The sequence below is a fragment of the Aestuariibius insulae genome (assembly GCF_040783535.2).
Taxonomy (GTDB): domain Bacteria; phylum Pseudomonadota; class Alphaproteobacteria; order Rhodobacterales; family Rhodobacteraceae; genus Aestuariibius; species Aestuariibius insulae.
Window position 1 is genome coordinate 83,030 of record NZ_JBFONW020000003.1, and the last position, 19,794, is coordinate 102,823.

Consider the following 19,794-nt stretch of genomic DNA (forward strand, 5'->3'; position numbering starts at 1 on the left):
GTTTGACTCTAGATAAGCAACCGAGCGTGTTTTGGAAGGCTAGGGCAAACATATTGGCATGGTCGGAGTGTTCCATACGGCTGGCCCGCAGGAATGCAGTCTAGCAACATCGAGTTAAGCCCGCCGCCTCAGCAGCCAGACGAAGAACATCCCGCCTACCAGCCCGGTGACGATGCCGATGGGTACTTCCTCGGGGGACATAACTGTGCGGGCGACGATGTCGGCCCAAACGAGGAAGATCGCGCCGACCAGCGCTGAGCCGGGCAAGACGCGTGCGTAGTCTCCGCCGACCAGCAAGCGGAGGATGTGCGGGATCATCAGGCCGACGAAGCCAATGATGCCGGAGAAGGCGACCATGCACCCCGTCAGCAGCGCGCCGACGACGAAAACCGACAGACGGAAGCGGGCGACGGGGATGCCGAGAGTGGAGGCGGTCTCGTCGCCGATGGTCATCGCGTTGAGGCGGCCGACATTCGCCACGAGCCAGAGCCCGGAGCCAGTGAGGATCGCTGCGGGGTAGAGAAGCTGATCCCATCGCGCTAGACCGAGGCCGCCGAGCATCCAGAAGACGACCGTGTGTGTAGCACGGGGATCACCGAGAAAGATCAGCACATTCGCCGCCGACATGAGCATGAACGACACAGCGACGCCGACGAGGACCAAGCGGTCGGCGCCGGTGGCCCGCGCGAAGCTGGTCAAGCCGAGCACGAGGAGTGTCGCGGCCAGCGCGCCCGCAAAGGCCAGTAGCGGGACCGTGAGCGGACCTAAGAAGAGGCCGGTATGCAGCAGGGCCAAGATCGCGCCAAAGGCCGCGCCCGCCGAGATTCCGAGGAGGTGTGGATCGGCCAATGGATTGCGCGTCACCGATTGCAGACTGGCCCCGACCAGGGCCAGGCCAGCTCCTACCATCGCTGCGAGAAGAGCGCGGGGGAGGCGAATCTCCCAGACGATGGCGGCCTGGCCGGTCGTCCAGTCGGGGGTCAGCATCCCTGGCAACATCCGATCCGCCACAACACTCCAGACGGTGACGAGCGGCACCGCGACGGCGCCAAGGCTCACCGCCACCAAGATTGACAGCACCAGCGCCGCTATTCCGGCGACCGTCAGCGACGGCATCGCCAGGGCTCGGCGGGCGGGGGTGGCGATGCGGCTTTCGGTCACGGCGCGCGGAACGCTTTGGCGAGTGCCCTGATCGCGCCGATGTTGCGTGGCCCGGGCGTCGCCTCAACATAGTCGAGGATAACGAAGCGGTCATTGCGCACCGCCGACATGTCGGCGAAAGCGGGGTTCTGCATCATGAAGGCGCGCTTCTGCTCCGCCGTCACCTCGCCGTAGTTCACGATCACTTCGGGATCGCGCTCCACCACCGCCTCCCAACCGACGGTTGACCAGCTCTTCTCGAAGTCGTTCATGACGTTCGTGCCGCCTGCTGCCTCAATCAGAGCGTTGGGCATAGCGTAACGACCGGCGGTGAAGGGCGTGTCCTCTCCGCTGTCATAGACGAAAACGCGCGGTGCCTCCTCCAATGGGGCGAGGTTCGCGAGGATCGCGTCCAACTCGTCGCGGTAGCTGGCTACCAGCGCCTCGGCCCGGTCCTCCACTCCGAAGATACGACCCAGGTTCAGGATGTCGGCATACATGTCAGCCATGCTGGCTGCTTCTTTGTCCATGATGTGCGTGCAGCTTTCGGAAAGCTCATAAACCTGGATACCGAACGGTGCCAGGATCTCGGGCGTAACGTCCCCACCTACGCGCATGCCATAGTTCCAACCGGCGAAGTAGAAGTCCGCGCCCGCGCCCACCAGAACCTCCTTCGTAGGGTATTTCTCCGCCAATTCGGGCAGTTCACCCACGCCCTCGCGCATGGCGGCGTCCAGGTTATTCCAACCGTTGATGCCGGTGAACCCGACCATGCGGTCGGTTAGCTCCAGCGCCAGCATCATCTCCGTCAGATTGACGTCGTTGGAGACTGCCGCCGTGGGCGCGGCATCGAACGTCACCTCACGATCGCAGCTCTGGACGGTGACGGGATAGGCGAAAGCTGGAGAAGCCAATGTGAGCAGCGCGAGGCAGAGGAAGGATCGCATAGTCGGTTCCTTGAAGGTTAGAGATGGAAGGTCAGGTGCGCGTTGCCGCTGGGGACGAGGGTCTGGCGCTGAACGCGGACGCCGAAGGTCTGGGCGATGAGATCTTCCGTCAGCACTTCGCTCGGCAGCCCGCAGGCCAGCGGATGCCCTTCCGAAAGGACCAGCACCGTGTCGGTGTAAGTCGCGGCCAGATTGAGGTCGTGGAGCGAAGTAACGATGGTGGGGCCGAGGGTGCGAAGCATGTTCAGCACTCCCAACTGGTGCCGAATGTCGAGGTGGTTCGTTGGCTCGTCCAGGATCAGCAGGCGCGGCTCCTGCGCCAGTGCGCGAGCTACCATGACCCGTTGGCGCTCTCCGCCCGAGAGCGTGCCGAACATCCGGTTCGCGAAGGCCGCGAGGTCAAGCCGGGCCAAGGCCGCCCGCACGATCCGCGCGTCGCCGTCCCCGGCCGAGATCAACCCGCTGCGATGCGGTGTTCGCCCGAGGGCCACAATCTCCCCCACGGTCAGGGCGAAGTCTGCTGGCTGTTCCTGCAGGACGACGGCGATGGACCGGGCCACATCTTGGGCTGACATGGCCCAGATATCCACGCCATCCAGCAGTACCTGCCCGGTGGTAGGGCGCAGATAGCGGTAGAGTATGCGCAGGAGCGTGGACTTGCCCGCTCCGTTCGCGCCCACGACGCCTAGCACGTGTCCCGGCGCCACGTCGAAGGTGGTCGGGTGGAGCACGGTCGTACCGCGCCGCGGCGCCCAGCTCAGACCCTCAACCCGGAGGGCGGCAGACCTCATTTGACCGGTCCCTCCTCAGAGACGTTCAGCGCCGCGGGGACGCGAACCAGTGTCGTGCGCCGCAGCTTCCCTGGACGCGCGGTCGAGGAATGCCAGCCATCGGCCGGATCACGGTACTGCCGCGCGACAACAACGAGATCGTCGATATCCACCCCGGGATCGATGTCGCCGAACAGATGTGTCGCCTTGGCCGTCGCGTGATACACTGCGGTGCAGGGCCGGTCGCAGCCCGCTATGCAAACCGCGCCTGAAATTTCGAAATCTTGCAAGACTGTCCTGCCTGCGATTGCAAGAACCGTGGGCAAACGGTCGATTAGTTCAAGGTCCGGGCGGCAATTGTTGACCTTGTGTCGGCACGATGTGCAGATCGTGATCTTGCGGGAATGGTGTTCGGTGACGTTCATTTCGCCCTCCGCGAATACGCGGGAGCTGGCATCGGACATGCAAACCGGAGCGGGCGTCGCCCGTATGGACCATCATGACCTCCTGCCCAGACGCCCCGCCTGGTCGAATTGCGTTCACGATGGCAGGTCTCCTGACTCGCGGGTCACGGCAACATCCGAACCTTCCCGGACCATATCGGTCCAGTGGTGTCCACGGGGTCGCTCGCCGCTCACAGTTGCGGGGGCAGTCACGGAATAGGTGCCTGATGGCTACGCCTCACCGTGTTCCCTTTTCATCCCTCCACCCTCGCGGGTCTCGGAAACCATCATAGACAGCGTCGCTGCGATTATGGGAGCGGTCAAGAGGAAGCGAAGCATGTTGACAAAAACATTGCAGTAAGTAGGGCGCGTGACGCCTTCCAGATATGATCCGAATCTGTTTCGCAAGGGTTGGCTAAGACCCTGTTACTCAATGATACCCGACCGCAACAGCTCCGAGCGCCACGCAAGGCTGCACCAAAGCAAAACCACACCATTCCCGCTTAAAACGTAACCTTCATGCCCGCCGTGATGGTTCGCGGCGCGCCGGGTTGGGCGTCGAAGATGAAGTTCTGGTTCGAGATGTACGTTTCATCGGTCAAGTTCTCGACGCGAACGAAGCCGGTCGCGGTGTCGTTAAAATCGTATTCAGCGAAGACATCGAAGCGATGATAGGACGGAATGTCGTCGTTACCGAGATCGTCGATCTCGTTGATCAGATCCACGCTTCCGGTCACCGGGTTTCCGATCACGGTCGTTCGATCCAGGTTCAGAGACCGGCGGCTCGCCTCGTAGACGTAGCTTCCCCCTAGGGTCAGACCCTCGAACCTGCCTTCGTCGAAAGCATAGGCCATCAGTGCGCCGACCTTATGGCGCGGCACGTCCGCAAGACTGGTTCCGGACGCTTCGTAGCCGCGGCTGATTTCTGCATCGATATAGGTATAGCTGAACTGCACGCTCAGGTTGTCGGTCAGCGCACCTGTTGCCTCGAATTCTACACCTTGGCTACGCCGCACGCCATCGTTGCGCGACAGTTCCAGTTCTCCTCCTGCCAAGGCTCGATCGATGTCGAGAGACTCGGGATCGAAGAATTGGATGTTCGTCTGCTCCTGCCGGAAGAGCGTTGCCGATGTCGCGAAGCGCCTGTCGCCCCATTCCTTCTTTACGCCCAGCTCGTACGTTTCGAATTCGATCGGTGGTACGGTGTCGCCGGTCAGAGGGTCGGTCTTAAGCTGCTCGGGTTCGGCGGCAATGCCGGTGGCGTAGCTTGCAAACAGTGCCGTATCCAGGCGCAGCCTATAGACCAGGCCTAGCCGTGCATTGATGTCGTCTTCATCGAACGTATCGATGTCGCCCGTGTCTAGGTTGGTCGTCTCGATCTCTGAACTGACATAGCCGAGCGAAGCCAATGCGGACACACGCGGCGAGAACGTGATCTGGTTCTGCGCGAAGATGGCAACGTAGTCCGCCTCAATGTCGCGGTTCACTTTTTGGTCGGCAACCAATCCGTCGCAGGTGCCGTAAACGGGCTTCGATATGCTGACCAAGCACGTATTTCCGAAGTCGGCGGGCGACAGAAAAAGTGTCGCGCTACGGGCGTCGCGGTTCTCCTGATCGGACTGGCGGACGTCGAGTCCGAAAGTCAATTCATGGGTCACCGTGCCGGTCCGCAGCTCGCCGTTGACGATGATGTCCGCAAAGCCCGCGCGGCGTTCCTGATCGCGAACTGTGATGTTGCGCAGGATCGTGTCACCCTCGACCATCGGGATCGTCGGATCGACGCCGATACCGCCGGGGAGCGAGAACCCCGCAAGCGCGCGATTGTCGTATCCGATCCCATCCAACGTTTGCTTTTCGAACCCGATCCGTCCAGTGACAGACCAAGTGTCGTTAAAGAAATGCTGAACGGTCAGAGCCAGCTGATCGTTATCGTTATCGTTTGGCCCCGCATCAGGTTCCGAAAAGTTGGTTGAGATATCGGTTACGATTTTACCGTCGATTACCGGGATGCCCCGGTCAAAGAAGGCGTTGCGCCGCGTTACTTCCGCCTCCAAGAGTACCGATGTGTTCGGCGTGACGTCCCAGCGAAGGCTCGGCGCGATCGCGTAGAACTCGTTGTCCACGAAATCGCGGAAGCTCTCACCTCCTTCCGCAACCGCGTTGAGCCGAAAGGCGAGCGATCCATCGACATTCAACGGCTGGGAGATATCGAGCGTCGTCCGTCCAGTGAAGTCCTGGTCGCTCAACTCAAAGGTCAGTTCACGCAAGGGTTCGTAAAGGGGGCGCTTGGTGACGACGTTGACCTGCGCCCCGCCGTTTCCGCTGCCGTAAAGCGCCGCATTCGGGCCGCGCACTGCTTCGATGCGCTGGACCCGATAGGTATCGGTTAGACCGATTGTTCCTCTACGGGAGCCGTTGATTAGAATATCAGTCTCGAAGCCTCGGCTGATGATGCGATCGCGCGTACCACCAAAGCTGTTCCCGCGCGAGAAACCGGGGATGAAATCGGTCGCCTCGTCCAAGCGTTCGATATCAGCGTCCTCGATGATGTCCTGGGTGAGCGTCGTCGATGCCGCCGGCGTGTCCAGTGCATCGGCATCAGTACGTAAGGAAGTCGAACTACCTTGCGCCCCGTAGCCTTCGATGGGCTCGAAGAACGTGCCGTAATACGCCTTCCCACGCAGCGTGATCGTACCCAATTCCACAGGTTCCGCCTGCTGCGCTATGGCAGCGGATGTCGACAGAATAGTTGTGGAGACAAGGATCGGAAGCGATCGGGAAAGAGATGCCATGCGGAGTTCCTCATGCGGAGGCTGGCGATGGCTGACCCGAATTGTTGAGTATTGTTGTCGGGATTGTTAGAGCCTTTGCGAAACCAGCACAAGGAGCGTCAGATGGCCGGAGCTGATACGACCAAACCGGCCAAGACGCAGCGCCGTAAACTGTTCGATTTACACAGTTGGGTTGGATATCATTTGGCGGTTTTGATGTCGGTTGTTCTACTGACGGGGACACTTGCGACGATCTCAGACGAGTTGGACTGGCTAACCAAACCAGCCATGAGGATTACCCCGCAGGATGATGTTTTATCCTGGGGAGCTTTGGAGACTGGTCTTCGCAATGTCGCAGGAAGCGACAGGCTGCAGTTCATCCAAGCTGGAGAGGGATCGCGTCACGCTTGGCGCGGGCGATTTGCGGATCAGGACGGGCGAACCTACTACCTTTTCGTCGATCCTCATACCGCGCAAGTTCAGGGACGTTCCTCCGGCCTGACGATCCAGCGGTTCCTGCGCGACCTGCACCGCTACCTATTCTTTCCCGGCGTAATCGGGCTGCCTTTGGTCTGCTCCATGGCAATCGTCCTCGCAATTTCGCTCTATACCGGGCTGATGACGACACGTCGCTGGAGCACAGCCGCTTTTCGGGTTCGCATGGACAGAGGCGTGCGCATCGCGGTGGGTGATTGGCACAAGGCAGCCGGACTCTGGGGAAGCTGGCTCATCATCCTAATGATCGTAACGAGCCTCTGGTACGTTGCGGAGTTCGCGGCCGAGATCGCCGGTGACGGTTTCGAGCCGACACGGCCTACTATGGAGGCGCGGATATCGACGCAGATAGCATCTCTCGACCGCCATATCGCGATTGTAAAGGTAGCCTTCCCGGAGCTGAAACCAACCCAAGTCCTATTCCCCACGCGCGATGGTGAAGCACTTACCATCGTAGGCCGGGCGGGTGATATCCTCTTGCGCGATCGGGCCAACCGCGTTTTCCTCGATCCTGCAAGCGCCGAGATCATCCAAGTCCAGCGTGCCGAAGAGATCGGATGGCTAGCTTGGCTCAACGAGATGGCCGATCCGCTGCATTTCGGTGATTTCGGTGGGCTGACGACGAAGCTCATATGGTTCACCTTCGGCATCGCACTCACATCGCTCTCGCTCACCGGGGTCTGGTTGACAGCCCGAAGATTGCGCGCGCTCCGAATTACCCGAACACAAATCGCAACGATGCCCGTGCTCTTGGCGTCCGCCATTGTGTTCGCCTTCTACGTACAACGGTTCGCTTGAGTATATCGGCCTGAAACAGACCTTCGTGCATAGCGCAGCGAAATCCCGCATTGATCCGCTCTGCCGACCTTTAACGATTACATCATCTTGAGCTTGCAAAGAATGTCTGCTTTGCCGGCCCGCACCGCGGCGGAGATGAGCTGCACTAGAGGTCTGCTTTGGGCCAGAGGACGCCTTGAGAAAGAATACGAAGTACTGCTTAGCCTAGATCGTCCGCAATATTTCTTCGATGTGGCAAACTATAAGTTAAATCTGTTTGGATATGACTGTGCACATGCCCGTCCAACGCTCGAATTCTGCTACCACTTATGCGTTTGCGTCCTTCTTCTGGAGCAGGTTTCGATTTATCACTCCCGGTTCGCTCAGTTATTCCTTCTATCGTACCATTTCGACAAGTAGGTCGACAGTTTTTTCTGGCGGCACGCCCTTTCCTTCCGCAAGGCGGAAAAGTCTTAGAATTTCGTAGTTTAGCTGTACATCTGCTTCTAAATAAATTCTCGCGACTCTCGCTAAGTACGACGACGCGATGCAAAATGATCCGTCGATCGACGGCTCTGTGATTGACCCATTCCGATAAGCAAAAATAGTGTGTCAATCACGCTGATTCTCGTCCCCACGCACTCTCATAGGTTGTATTTGAGTATCATATAAGTCTTTCGGCACTTTCAGCCGTGAGGGCTGCAATTGCAGCATCCGATTACAACGTTGAGAGCCCGCTTTGGGCCATCTCAAACCCAGCGCGATTGGTCGGTCGGCGGGATGCTGCGCTGATATCGACGGCCGCAACGAGCCCGTTCTTTCATGTTTCTTTTCAATATCGAATGACGGCATTGTATATTGAGCGGCTCGCCGGAAAGTTCTTTCTATGTTTCCCATTGCATTCAAATCGAACGAGCTTCGAAAGCTACTTCTCGCCCAACTGCCTGCGGACTTTGCAGATTGGCTGGACGTCGTGGCCATAAGTACCTTATTCGCGTTCGTCTGGGATGCGCCGAGCTACGCCTACGCCTTTCTTGCGGTCGGCATTGGCACCCCGTATCTCCTTGTAGGGCCCATCGCGGGGGCGCTGGTCGACCGGTACTCTGTCCGAAACATCCTGATCTGGAGCAATGTTGGGCGTAGCGTCGGCACCGCAGCCTTGTTCTTCGCGGAAAACTGGGTAGTGCTCATCCTGCTGGTCACGCTGAGAAGTGCAGTGGACTGTTTCTTTTCCCCCGCGCGGCAAGCCGCCATTCAGGTGCTGACAACGGATGAAAACCGCACATCTGCAAATGGATTGAGCCACGGCATTAACCAAGCATCTAAGATCTTGGCACCGGGTGCGGGTGGTGTATTTCTAATCTGGTTCGGACCCGGGATCATCTTCTGGATTAATGCCGCGATTTCACTTGTTGCAGCGGCAATGTGCGCACGGCTGAACGAATTGGAGCGACGCACTCGCGTGAAAGAGCTTGCCGAAGATGGCCTTTGGAAGAGCGTGCGCGGCGGTTTGGGATACGTGAGGTCTCAACCTATTATCATAACAGTGCTGGCTATGATGGCAGCCATGTTCTTTGCGATTTTCATCTATGATTTCTTCATCGCACCGCTGGCGGCAGGACTTGGGTTTGAGAAGCAGCATTTGGGCTATGCGCTTGCGGCCGTAGGTGCTGGTGGCGTCTTGGGGTCGGTTGTCTTTTCGTTGTTGCCCGATCTGAGAAAGCCGCAGCTCTGGATCGCGGCAGGGACAGGAATCAGCGGAATCATGGCGCTGCTGCTTGGGCTTTTTGATTTGCGGGATGCGGTCGTTAGCTTGAAGATTTTCATTCTGATCTTCTTCGTTCTTGGTTTGACCACCGCGATGTCAGTCGTTCCATTTCGAGTCATTCTTCAAAATACCGTGCCCGAACACCGGATGGGATCGGTGACCGCGCTGAGTGAGGCAGCAAACACGATTGCCTTGTTGACCGCACCTTTCGTTGGTGCCGTCCTGTTCAACATTTTTTCTGTTGGTGCGCCATTTCTGGTAGGGAGCGCGGTGATGCTGGGCGCGACAGCCCTCGTTTGGCGCCTCAGCTTTGAAAGATGAGCCAGATCATCGCCGACATTTATTCTTCGCCGTTCAAGGTTTGCTTCGCCCGCACGTGGTACATTCTAGTTCGACTGGGTTTCGTGGACGCAGCGAATGACCGCCAAGCAGGCTGCGACTGTAGCATTGATAGGTGTCGGTCAGTGGCAGGTCGGGGCCGTCCCCGGCGATATAACAACAGTCTTAATGTTTGACGTTGCAATCGCTCCGACGTCCGCGCTGAACCCTTAACGGCCGAAGTGTCGAAGCAAATTTAAGGGTACAGATGCTGTCGCGATTTTCACGGTACGCGGAAAATTATTGTCAGTTTCAACACTTTTCGACCATGTTGGGTGCACCAGAAAGACCGTTGAGGGATCATCTGGATTTGTGATTAGAACGTTGTCTGATGCACCATCTCTTGCGAATAATTTTATGTTCTCAAGGTGGTGATAAATCTGGTGCTTTGGCCCTACTTCGATCTTCAACTGATTGATGACCTTAGACATGTTAGCTGGATTAGCTGACTCCCAGTTTTCCCAATCAATATTAGAGTCATTTAACATGATTGCTGATTATTGGTTTTGAACTCGAGAATCAACGGCAGCTTCGTCCCTCCGATTGTCAATTGAAGGGCGCTCAGATCGTGTACCTGTCGCGAAGGGCCGGTTCGGTGAAGCTACGACGCGACGCTTTAATCTGGGACGAAAGTCCGGTTTGGGTCGTGAGGGGCAGGGCTCTCTGATAGGTTTTAGATCCACCCAAGAGAACGTTACAGAGACTGAGAATGGCTATAATGGAACATCTTAAATGTTTCGCGGAGAGGTCTCACTGACGTGCATCCGACTGGAACGTCCACGAACGCTTCTCGAATATACGACTTTGCGAGACAGCTAGTTAGATATACGAGTTCGATCATGGTGCTCGAGGAGTAGTTCTGCACCTATTCCGATCACTAGCTCGTCCTCGTGCAGGAGATGCTGGTGCGCGCCCTGTACGGATCGCTGCCGTTCTAATGAGACGTGTCGGGATTCATTGAGAAGTTCGGCCGACACGAAGGTGGGTTTGTCTACATCGAGACCGGCGCCGCGCAAATGATGCTCGAAGCGCTGCCCGACGACCCATCGCTCGCATCGGTTACCGGAGACCTCGATCCTCCCTTCAGGCGAGGTGTGAACCTTTAGTTCGAGGTTCCTGACCTCCGCTTGATCCACGCACGTCTCTTAGCAGGCGGCCATGATCTGTTCCGCCAGAACCCTACATCGTGGGACCTCTGGGGAGATCGCGAGAATGAACAGGATGAGTTCCTAGTCCAAGACGCGGACGGCAACCCACTGCAACTCATGCAGGACATCGGAACGCGGGCGACTCAGGGAGCGTCGTCCTATATCATCGTTCCATTTCCAGCATGGCGCTTGGTATGTCCCTAGGAATGGCCGGCATTTGGTCGAAGTCGGAGCATGTCGTCCACAATGCCTGAATCCGGTCAAGCTATGCGAGAATAGCGAGAGGATCGGGCCGGTACGCGATTTGCGCGGCCTCGGGTCTGTACTAGACTTAATAGCGTGATGACCAAAGTTGCACGCCCCTGCTGACCGTAATCGGACCGGTTCGGTCGCACGGCCTTTCTCCAAGCTGCGCGAGGGACAGACGCGCCGGTAACCTGTCATGACCGGCCCGCAGCGCGCCGCGGCGGGCCGAAGCTTCGACAGCTACGCGGAGTTCTATTGGAACTCGGCCTATGCACAGGTCGAGCAGGAGCATTGGGCGAGCGGGTCGTTTGGGTTGACAATGTTCTAAGTGACACAAGGGCCGAGCGACGGTGTACCGCTGGGTCCAGAAAGTCAGCCCAGAACTCATAAAACGCATCGAGAGTAATCTGCGTCGGGCCAGCGTCGACTAGACTTACATCCGCGTTAGCGGCAGGTGGAGCCACCTCTGGCTTGCGATCGATGCGAACGGCCAGATGGTCGCTTTAGGCTGACCACGCGGCGAGATGCCTAAGCAGCCAAAGCATTCCTGAGACAGGCAGTCGAGCGGTTGCGGTTGCAGGGCACGTGATCATCTGCACCGACAAGTCGCATACCTTTCGCACGAAACCCGCGAGATCAATCACCGCTATGACCCGCGTTTCGGCAGCTTCCGGCACATCGACCGGGAGTGGCGCAACAACCTGATCGAGAGCGACCACACCGCCATGAAGCGATTGCTCGGCTATCGTCAGAGTTGTTGTCGCTGGCAAATGGCAAAGGCGACCTTGAGCAGAATTGAAACAATCAGAACCATCAAATGCGGCTATATCCTGCGCAAGCCCCCCGGCGTCAGGGGCAAGATCGAATTAATCGCGGGCTTGTTCGACAGAGCAGCTCAATTAGAGACGCGCTTCAATCGCCAATCAACCTCCAGCGATCAGCGCAACAGTGACGGCGCTATGGGGTTCTTAGTGCCGTTATTCCCCGACTACGATGAGGTCCTCGCTAGAATGGGATCGTTCTTGACCTCTCCCAAGCATTGAATCCCGCCGCTTCATATCTGGCAGGCGTCGCCATCGTAGAGCGGGCAGGCCCGGAAATGCTGCAGATGCACATCTTCGGATACAACGTATGCGCGAGCCACACCACATACCGTTCTTTGCCGCGGGCGTGAGCTACGAGACTTGAACGACAGGTTCCCACAGAGGGACACCTGTATGGTCGAAAATCCGTCTTTCATAGCACAAACGATCAAACGTCATGGCTTGCTGAGCGCAAAGATCCGACCGTCGCTGCCAGACATCGGAGCGTTCTATCATCTCCATCGCCTCTTCAATATTTTCGGGAAATTTGCTCGCATAATACCGAAGCATCTGAAGAACGCGTTCTTCATGAAGATAAAGCAAACCAAATCGTATCGCATTATGAACCATCCGTGTTCGGTTCTCCTCGAAAAATTCGTTAATCGCATCTGATCCCTTGAATTTGTGAAAGATAGCCACATCCGGCATGCTACAGATCGGAATTCCACACATCCACGACCGAATACTGAATTCCGGCTCTATCGCGCCATAGGTCAGCATTCCCTCGTCATAGCCACCGATTTGATCATGTAATGCCTTCGTAAAAACCGTTCCCGCCGATGAAGCCACGTCGACTTTGGCAAGATGACCGGGATTGGTCCTGATCCAGTGCGTTCCCATGAAGGGCACCACAAGATTACATCCATATCCCAGAAAACTCGATGTCTTGTCTCCGGTCGTTAGGGCGAGCACAATGTTATCTTTAGCGTAGGTTTCGATGGCGATATCAAAGCCAGGAGATGGTCGGCAATGACAATCCGTCATTAGGATCTGGTCATCTTGAACCAGTGAAACCGCCGCATTTCTGGCCTTGTTGACACCGCCCCAATCTATTCTCTTGAATGCAATAGGTATCCCAAAGGACATCCTAAGTGACATCAAAGCAGCATCGTTGATCGCATCGACATCCGACCCATCGTCAACTATTGTGAACCGCAGCCGCTCGGGTCGAGCAGCTGCAGCGATGAAGGCACTCACCGTCTCAAGTGCCTTTTTTCCTGCATTGCGACACGGGAAAGCGATAAAGATTTCCATAGCTTATCGATCAAGGAAGTCTTTGAGACGACTTGCGAAATGGCGGTCCTCGACCGCCCTTTTTGTGACCTCTAATAGATCCTTGTGATCAAGATCTTCGAGCCGCTGCGGAGTCGCGACGAAGGTAAGCCCGGTGTCAAAAGTAAATGTTTGAGTATTGTTGCCCGTCGGTCTTGTCAGAAAAGCACCCGCGCCCCCTGCAGTAATCGTCGTACCTGTTATAAAGGTAATTGTTTGCACTGGGACTAACGGGTTCTTGGGAGAATGAACGATTTGAAGATCGCTACTTACAAGCGCCATGGTTTCGCCATTAGACAAATCAAGATTTTTGGCCAAGGGCTTTGGATTTTCGCGAAGAAGCCTTGCGCCATCTTCAGTTTTCGAAATCTTCTGAACAATACTCTTTATGCGATCCACAACAACTCTCCTAAACTAGTACACATTAGCATAAATGGGCGCACTTGCTCGAATTCGTTAGGTCAGGCCTGTGAACTCCACACCTAAGAATCTTCAATCTAATATCAGCCGCCTAAATGATACTACTCCACGCTATATTGGCATTCTACCACAGCTTGATGTGTCTTTTTAGCATTTGGCGCAATTGATGTATAACCGCGCTGTAATCTAACCTAGAACGGTCCCTGTGACCGGGACCGCAAAAATCATGAACAGCCTCAGAATAACTCACAGCGTCCACTATCGATAGTGGACACTTAGACTACTTCCCCAGGATGACATTAGGTCAGGCTCCACGAACGCTTACTCATCGACTTTCCGCTTGCCGTTTGAATAATGCGAAACAGTGGGCCTTTGTTACGAGAATGCGCGCCAATCTCGCAGCTAAATCCGTTCAGAGTTATGGAACCGACCTTACCAAAGTGGTCAAAGCGTTCCACGCAATTACCCCCTATAGCTGAACTTACCAGGAACTTTACACTAGGAAGAGACTCGGTTGTTGACAGCCCGTCAGGCAGCAGCGCGTTGCCGTGCTAGCCCATTGACAGACCCGCCCGATCCGATGACGGTGAGGCATTGCAACAGGGGCATCCGGCATCGGCCGGGTTGAGACGTACCCTTGGAACCTGAACCGGCTCATACCGGCGGAGGAAGTTGCGCGAGGGTCGGCCAGGCCCCTGCGGCTTCGCATTCTCTGCCCACATTTGGAGAAGTGCGATGACACCCCTGTCAGGACATTTGGAGGCTATGCGCACGGCAGCTCCGCTTGTCCAAAACGTGAGCAATTTCGTGGCGATGAATGTGATGGCCAACGTCATGCTCGCCATCGGCGCCTCGCCCGCGATGGTCCATGCGCGCGACGAGGTAGAGGAGTTCGCGGGACTAGCCTCTGCAGTGACCATCAACATCGGCACGCTTGATGCAGAATGGAGCGAATGCATGATGCTGGCGGCCGGGGCAGCGGCCCGACGCGGGGTCCCGTGGGTGCTTGACCCGGTGGCAATTGGCGCGACAACGCTGCGGCGGCAACTCGGCGCGCGGCTGCTGGAACTGTCCCCCACAATTGTTCGAGGCAACGCATCCGAAATCCTCGCTCTGTCAGGGATCGCTGCTCGCGGACGGGGCGCGGACGCGGTCAACGCGGTAGCGGAGGCCGAGGATTCTGCACATAATCTCGCGCACAAATCGGGGGCAATCGTGGCCGTCACCGGCGCGGTGGATTTTGTAACCGATGGCACACGGGCTATGCGGGTCTCCAACGGCGATCCGATCATGCCGCGCGTCACCGCCTTGGGCTGCGCGCTTACAGGTGTTGTCGGGGCCTTTGCGGCGGTCGCATCAGCCTTCGAGGGGACCGTTGCCGCACTGGCCTATTACGGCGCCGCGGGCGAAGTCGCCGCGCGATCCGCCAACGGACCAGGCAGCTTTCAGGTCGCGTTTCTCGATGCACTCTATACCATGCAAGGGCCTGACCTGGACGCGATCGCACGGGTCCGGGCGATATGACCGCCACTCCTCTGCTCTGTTTCATCACCGACGCGGACGCGCCTTTGTCCGTGCCGGATCAGGCCGAGCGCGCCGCGCGCGGTGGGGCAGGATGGGTGCAATTGCGGGACAAAACGCTGGACACGGATGCGTTCACAGACCTGGCCCGCGCGGTCGCCGACCGGATCGCCCCCTTTGATGCCCGCCTGATCATCAATGACCGGGTCGAGGTCGCACATGCCATCGGCGCGTACGGTTTGCATATCGGCCAATCTGACGGCGATCCCCGCAGAGTCCGAGCGCGCATCGGCCCTGATGCTGTGTTGGGCCTCTCCATAGAACGCTATGACCAGATCACCACCATCCCACCCGGATGCATCGATTACCTCGGCGTCGGTCCGGTTCGGGCCACCGGGTCCAAGGTCGATCACGCGCCACCCATCGGGTTCGGCGGCCTCGCCCGGATTGTCCAAGACACGCGCCTGCCCTGCCTGGCCATTGGGGGATTGACCGCATGCGACGCGGCCGACCTTCGCCGCGCGGGTTGCACGGGGCTAGCCGTCGTGTCGGCCATTTCACGCGCGGCGGATCCGCGGGCGGCGGCGCGCGCCATTCTCGATCAATGGAGCACCGTATGATTCCCAATATCCTCTCCATCGCTGGGTCCGACCCGTCGGGTGGCGCAGGCATCCAGGCTGACATCAAGGCCATCTCGGCAAATGGCGGCTATGCTATGGCGGTGATCACTGGATTGACGGCGCAGAATACCCGCGGCGTGCGGGCCCTGCGGATGGTGGACCCCGGTATGATCACCGCCCAGATCGCGGCCATTCGCGAGGATATCCGCATCGACGCGGTCAAGATCGGGATGCTGGGCGATGCCGGGACCGTTCAAACCGTCGCTGACGCACTGGAGGGCTTGGAAGCCTCCGTAATCCTTGATCCGGTTATGGTGGCAAAGGGGGGTTATCGGTTACTGGCAGCCGATGCTGTTGACGCCCTGCGGACACGTCTTGTGCCCAAGGCCGCGATCCTGACGCCGAACCTGCCGGAGGCGGCCGATCTACTGGACATGGCGGAGGCGGTCGATATCAACGCCATGCGCGACCAAGGCGAGCGTCTGCTGGCGCTGGGCTGCGAAGCGGTCCTGATGAAGGGCGGGCATCTTATGGGATCGGCCCCCGATCTGTTGATCGAGCCCAGCGGCGTTACCGAGTTGATCGCCCCACGCATCGATACGCCCAACACCCATGGCACGGGCTGTTCGCTGTCCTCGGCGCTGGCTGCACGGATCGGCATGGGTGATCCACCGCAGGTCGCAGTTCGGCACGCCAAGTCCTTCGTCACCGACGCCATTGCCGAAGCGCACCGTTTAAAGGTCGGTGGAGGTCATGGCCCGATCCATCATTTTCATCGCATATAGGAAGGGTACACCACATGAGCTTTACCGACGAGGCTTGGACCGCCACGGCCAGTCTACAGAACGCGATCCGCACGATGCCATTCACCAGCGAACTGGCCGCCGGCACGCTGTCTGCGGCGACGTTCCGAGAGTATATCATTCAGGACGCACATTACCTTGAGGGTTTCGCACGGGCCCTGGCCATGACCGCGGCCCGTGCATCAGAAGCCCCCGATATCGCGCGTCTCGCGGACTCGGCCAACGGGGCCATCGCGGTCGAGCGGCAGTTGCATGGCGACTACATGATCAGGTTCGGTATCTCACCCGAGGCCTTTGCCGCCACACCTCCCTCGCGCGCCTGCGACCACTACGTGGCGTTCCTCATCCGCTCCGCCGCTATCGATCCTTTTCAGGTGGCCGTCGCAGCACTTCTTCCGTGTTTCTGGATTTATCACCGCGTTGGGCAGTCCATCCATTCCGTTGCCGCAGCCGACCACCCCTACCAAGCCTGGATCGACACCTATGCCAGCGAAGACTTCGAGGCCGCCGTTCAGGGTATGCTTAACCTGACCGACCGGCTAGCTGCCCACGCTAATTCAACTATTCGCACAGCGATGCACGGCGCCTTTACTCGGTCCAGCTGGCATGAGTGGATGTTCTGGGACAGCGCCTATCGCCTTGCAGGGTGGGAGGAGCCATTTTCTTAGCGCCTGTGCCCTGGGGTCAAAAGAAAGAGGAGGCTTTGTCCATTCAGCTTATATCGCTATGGGCGATTGGACCATTTGGCCAAAGCGATCCTCTATTTCAGAAAACCGTTGGCTGCCGCGCCCGAAAAGCCATGATCGGATAGTCGCAAACTGCTTCGTGCCGCGCAAAAGACTAGTATGGGAAATCCCCGCCGTAGCATCGCGACTGCCACAGAGTGTCATCTTTGGGCCGCGAGAGCCGAACTTCTAAGTCTACCCTTGTGCCAACACTGCGCTGCCTTCGAAGTTGGCCGTGAACCCAACACTGAATTTGAAGTTTTCGCTGCGAGCGCGCCGAGCACCGCGCGAATAAGGGTTTAGCCTCGGCTTACCGGGGCCCGAAGTCTTTTCAGGAGGCTCAGTGACGACGCTTCGCAATCCGGCGAGCGTCCGTAGTCGCCAAGTTCGCAGCCGTCGGATCGAGCGAATAGCGCCCTGACATCAGGTCATAGACGTAACGCCACGTGGTGCCGCCCGCGCTAGCATTGAGGACATGATGACCATTAACGATTTCCTCAGTCACTGCCAATTCTTAGCCGAATATCTAGCCGGCGTAGGCAGCACCACCTTCGACGCCAAGCATGATCTCGAAAAAGAGACCTTCCCATTCTACCCGATTTGAAAACCGCAACAAAAAATCAATGCGGTCTTCGGAGAACGGTTACCTCTCGCCGAGCTGGGTCGCGTCGTTCCGCGCATCCTTTAGTTCTCCGATGGCATAGAACGGCGCTTCCCATCCCAGAGAAGCTCCGTGACCAAAAAAAATTCGATGTAATCAGCTTTTCGAAATCGCGGACCTGCGGATTAAACTCAACAAATCAACTGTTGAGCTACAATATATCAGATACTTTTTGTCTCCATGTCGTGCTCTTCAATGAGCAAAGACACAGAGGCGGACGGGCCATAGGAGATGCGAGGCGCTAGGGATATTGCCACGCCATAATCGAGGGCAAAGAAAGAGCCGGGAAGCGCGCCCCGTGGGCCGACATGATGTCTTTCCAACAGCTTGTAAAGAGCCCGATCTGACGCGCTCTAAAACCTCTCGCGAGCAGCACTACCTCTGTAGTCAACAAAACCACATGTCGACGCCCCTAAAAGCAGTTTCGAAAAAGGGGGGGGCGTCGTTCGATCCTCCGTAGAACGAATGGGTTTCGCCGACGCATCTCTCTCAGGATCGTATTGCATCGTGTGACGCTTCGCCACCTCTAGTAGGACTAGAAATGCCGCCGTCTCGATCGTCTCGCCAATGCGACATCCGACACGCAATGGCACGGCTCCACACGGAGGAAGGCATCCCGCTAGCAGGCTCGCCGAACAGAACGGATACTCCGAATACAATGGTAGGGGATATGGCCTGAAAACTTTCTTTGAGATAACGGCAGCCTTTAATGCGGCACAGTCTAAAATTCTTCCTATTTACGATATAATATAAAATTTACTACGATGTTCTTAACTTAATGGAGCAGAGGTTTGATATTGCGAAATACACCTAATAGATTATATAGATTATTAGGAAGATGATCATATCATTTCGAATATTACAAATATTGCAATTCAAGCAAATAACAAGGATTTAAATGCGCTTTTAATAATAATGATGGGTAGTTTTATGTGTCTTATTAATAAATTAGCAGAAGTTATCTTAAGGGAGTCGCTCATCCACGTAGTCCAGAGACGTTTCCATTCGGGGGGCGGATTCAGTTTAGCTGGCCTTCCATATTAGTTGTCCTTTTTAACAAGTACATTACAGCGTTTGAATTATTAGTATCGTGGTATCTAATTTCGACGGCAAGGTTTTAAGAATCTTACAATGCGGTAAAAAGGAGCTTGAAATTCTGAATAAAAAGTCGCTTGCTTCATCGAATAGCATAGAATTTATCGTAGCACCTTCAGCGCGAGGCCAACCGTAAGGCAAGTCTGTTTGCGCCTGATACCGTAATCGACGCAGCCTCCAGCTGATCTCGCTGACGGTAAGGTTGCTCTGTGAAAGTGAAAGATGGCAGGACGGGCGGGGATGCTCGAGGAACATTTCCAGTTGTATGGAAGAGATACGCTGGTCTCCCCCCCCCATCCCGACGACAATAAAATTGTTCCGCGAATGAACGGTCGGCGTATCAGTCCGTACTCGTTCTCTTTGAGCATCGTGCCGCGGAGGGTCTTTCTAAGGCGCGAGGAGCACTTCTCATGGTTTTTGCTTGAAAGAAGAAACAGAAATTTCGCGCAACTTGAAGTTTAAAGATAGCCCTCTGATAACAGATCACGAAGGTGCGCTTTCTATGGCGAGCTCCTTTGAACACGGCCTCTTACCGCATCCGCGATAGACGGCAGAAGACGCTTCGCACAGCACCGAGAGATGCATGCCGTGACTCAGAGGAAGCTTCTTGGACGCATTTAGCAAATGCCTGACGCGAAAGGACGGAGGATCAGCGCGGCTCTAGCCCTCTTCCGCGCGACAATATGTGAGACGTCATGAGGAGGCTGGAAGGCATAAGTGAGCTGGCTGAATGCTGCGAGTTGTCCATCCGGGAGAAGTAAAGGTCGATCGAGCGGATCTGACGGCACAATCCGAGCCGAATCGAGTGAGGCGCTTGACGGCGGCTGCATGGGCTTCGTTGCACTGAAGCCGATGTCATCCAGCGCAGCGAGATTTTGCAGATGGCGTGGGGCTATTTGCCGGACTGATGCTTAATGCAGCGCGCTGTCGC

At 57.0% G+C, this 19,794-nt stretch carries 15 protein-coding genes, 1 pseudogene and 2 riboswitches; of the genes and pseudogenes, 9 read left to right on the forward strand and 7 right to left on the reverse strand.

Features of this window, described 5'->3' with window-relative positions:
- Positions 1–114 precede the first annotated feature (114 nt).
- The 5 genes from AAD018_RS09450 to AAD018_RS09470 form a co-directional block, all read right to left on the reverse strand.
- The gene (locus tag AAD018_RS09450; protein ID WP_367316399.1) at positions 115–1,116 is read right to left on the reverse strand and encodes a FecCD family ABC transporter permease; all 1,002 of its coding nucleotides are present in this window, start codon (positions 1,114–1,116) and stop codon (positions 115–117) included.
- 41 nt (positions 1,117–1,157) lie between these two features.
- The gene (locus AAD018_RS09455; protein WP_367316325.1) at positions 1,158–2,087 is read right to left on the reverse strand and encodes an ABC transporter substrate-binding protein; all 930 of its coding nucleotides are present in this window, start codon (positions 2,085–2,087) and stop codon (positions 1,158–1,160) included.
- Positions 2,088–2,104: 17 nt separating this feature from the next.
- Positions 2,105–2,878, reverse strand: a complete 774-nt coding sequence (locus AAD018_RS09460) for an ABC transporter ATP-binding protein (RefSeq protein WP_367316324.1) — start codon at positions 2,876–2,878, stop codon at positions 2,105–2,107.
- Positions 2,875–3,321 carry a DUF1636 family protein gene (locus AAD018_RS09465; RefSeq protein WP_412005233.1) on the reverse strand — a complete coding sequence of 149 codons (447 nt, stop codon included), beginning with the start codon at positions 3,319–3,321 and terminating at the stop codon, positions 2,875–2,877. The genes AAD018_RS09460 and AAD018_RS09465 overlap by 4 nt, the downstream gene beginning before the upstream one ends.
- A 65-nt stretch (positions 3,322–3,386) precedes the next feature.
- Positions 3,387–3,604: riboswitch (cobalamin riboswitch) on the reverse strand.
- Between the two features lie 199 nt (positions 3,605–3,803).
- Positions 3,804–6,092: a TonB-dependent siderophore receptor gene (locus AAD018_RS09470; RefSeq protein ID WP_367316322.1), complete on the reverse strand. Its 2,289-nt coding sequence runs from the start codon at positions 6,090–6,092 to the stop codon at positions 3,804–3,806.
- A 102-nt stretch (positions 6,093–6,194) separates the two neighbouring features.
- On the opposite strand from AAD018_RS09470, the gene AAD018_RS09475 reads away from it, so the two are divergent.
- From AAD018_RS09475 to AAD018_RS18415, 5 genes and pseudogenes are all read left to right on the forward strand, one after another.
- Complete coding sequence (locus AAD018_RS09475) at positions 6,195–7,364, forward strand: PepSY-associated TM helix domain-containing protein (protein ID WP_367316321.1); 1,170 nt, start codon at positions 6,195–6,197, stop codon at positions 7,362–7,364.
- 865 nt (positions 7,365–8,229) lie between these two features.
- Complete coding sequence (locus AAD018_RS09480; protein WP_367316320.1) at positions 8,230–9,432, forward strand: MFS transporter; 1,203 nt, start codon at positions 8,230–8,232, stop codon at positions 9,430–9,432.
- A gap of 1,001 nt (positions 9,433–10,433) precedes the next feature.
- Positions 10,434–10,595 carry a VOC family protein gene (locus tag AAD018_RS09485; RefSeq protein ID WP_412005234.1) on the forward strand — a complete coding sequence of 54 codons (162 nt, stop codon included), beginning with the start codon at positions 10,434–10,436 and terminating at the stop codon, positions 10,593–10,595.
- A 484-nt stretch (positions 10,596–11,079) separates the two neighbouring features.
- Complete coding sequence (locus tag AAD018_RS09490) at positions 11,080–11,211, forward strand: hypothetical protein (protein ID WP_367316319.1); 132 nt, start codon at positions 11,080–11,082, stop codon at positions 11,209–11,211.
- Between the two features lie 13 nt (positions 11,212–11,224).
- Positions 11,225–11,767: pseudogene (locus tag AAD018_RS18415) on the forward strand (DDE-type integrase/transposase/recombinase); the annotation flags it as partial.
- Positions 11,768–12,058: 291 nt separating this feature from the next.
- Here AAD018_RS18415 and AAD018_RS09500 read toward each other — a convergent pair.
- Together AAD018_RS09500 and AAD018_RS09505 are read right to left on the reverse strand one after the other, a co-directional pair.
- A complete protein-coding gene (locus tag AAD018_RS09500; RefSeq protein WP_367316317.1) occupies positions 12,059–13,000 on the reverse strand; it encodes a glycosyltransferase in 942 nt (313 codons plus the stop codon).
- Between the two features lie 3 nt (positions 13,001–13,003).
- Entirely contained in the window at positions 13,004–13,417 is a 414-nt protein-coding gene (locus AAD018_RS09505) for a hypothetical protein (protein WP_367316316.1), read from the reverse strand.
- Positions 13,418–14,029: 612 nt separating this feature from the next.
- Positions 14,030–14,126: riboswitch (TPP riboswitch) on the forward strand.
- A 47-nt stretch (positions 14,127–14,173) separates the two neighbouring features.
- Here AAD018_RS09505 and thiM point away from each other — a divergent pair.
- From thiM to tenA, 4 genes are read left to right on the forward strand one after another with little or no spacing between them, the layout of a single operon-like run.
- Positions 14,174–14,962, forward strand: a complete 789-nt coding sequence (gene thiM, locus AAD018_RS09510; protein ID WP_367316315.1) for a hydroxyethylthiazole kinase — start codon at positions 14,174–14,176, stop codon at positions 14,960–14,962.
- Positions 14,959–15,579: a thiamine phosphate synthase gene (gene thiE, locus AAD018_RS09515; RefSeq protein WP_367316314.1), complete on the forward strand. Its 621-nt coding sequence runs from the start codon at positions 14,959–14,961 to the stop codon at positions 15,577–15,579. The genes thiM and thiE overlap by 4 nt, the downstream gene beginning before the upstream one ends.
- A complete protein-coding gene (thiD, locus tag AAD018_RS09520; protein WP_367316313.1) occupies positions 15,576–16,364 on the forward strand; it encodes a bifunctional hydroxymethylpyrimidine kinase/phosphomethylpyrimidine kinase in 789 nt (262 codons plus the stop codon). The genes thiE and thiD overlap by 4 nt, the downstream gene beginning before the upstream one ends.
- A 14-nt stretch (positions 16,365–16,378) precedes the next feature.
- Positions 16,379–17,050, forward strand: coding sequence for a thiaminase II (gene tenA, locus AAD018_RS09525; protein WP_367316312.1), 672 nt, complete (start codon positions 16,379–16,381; stop codon positions 17,048–17,050).
- The last annotated feature ends 2,744 nt before the right edge of the window (positions 17,051–19,794 follow it).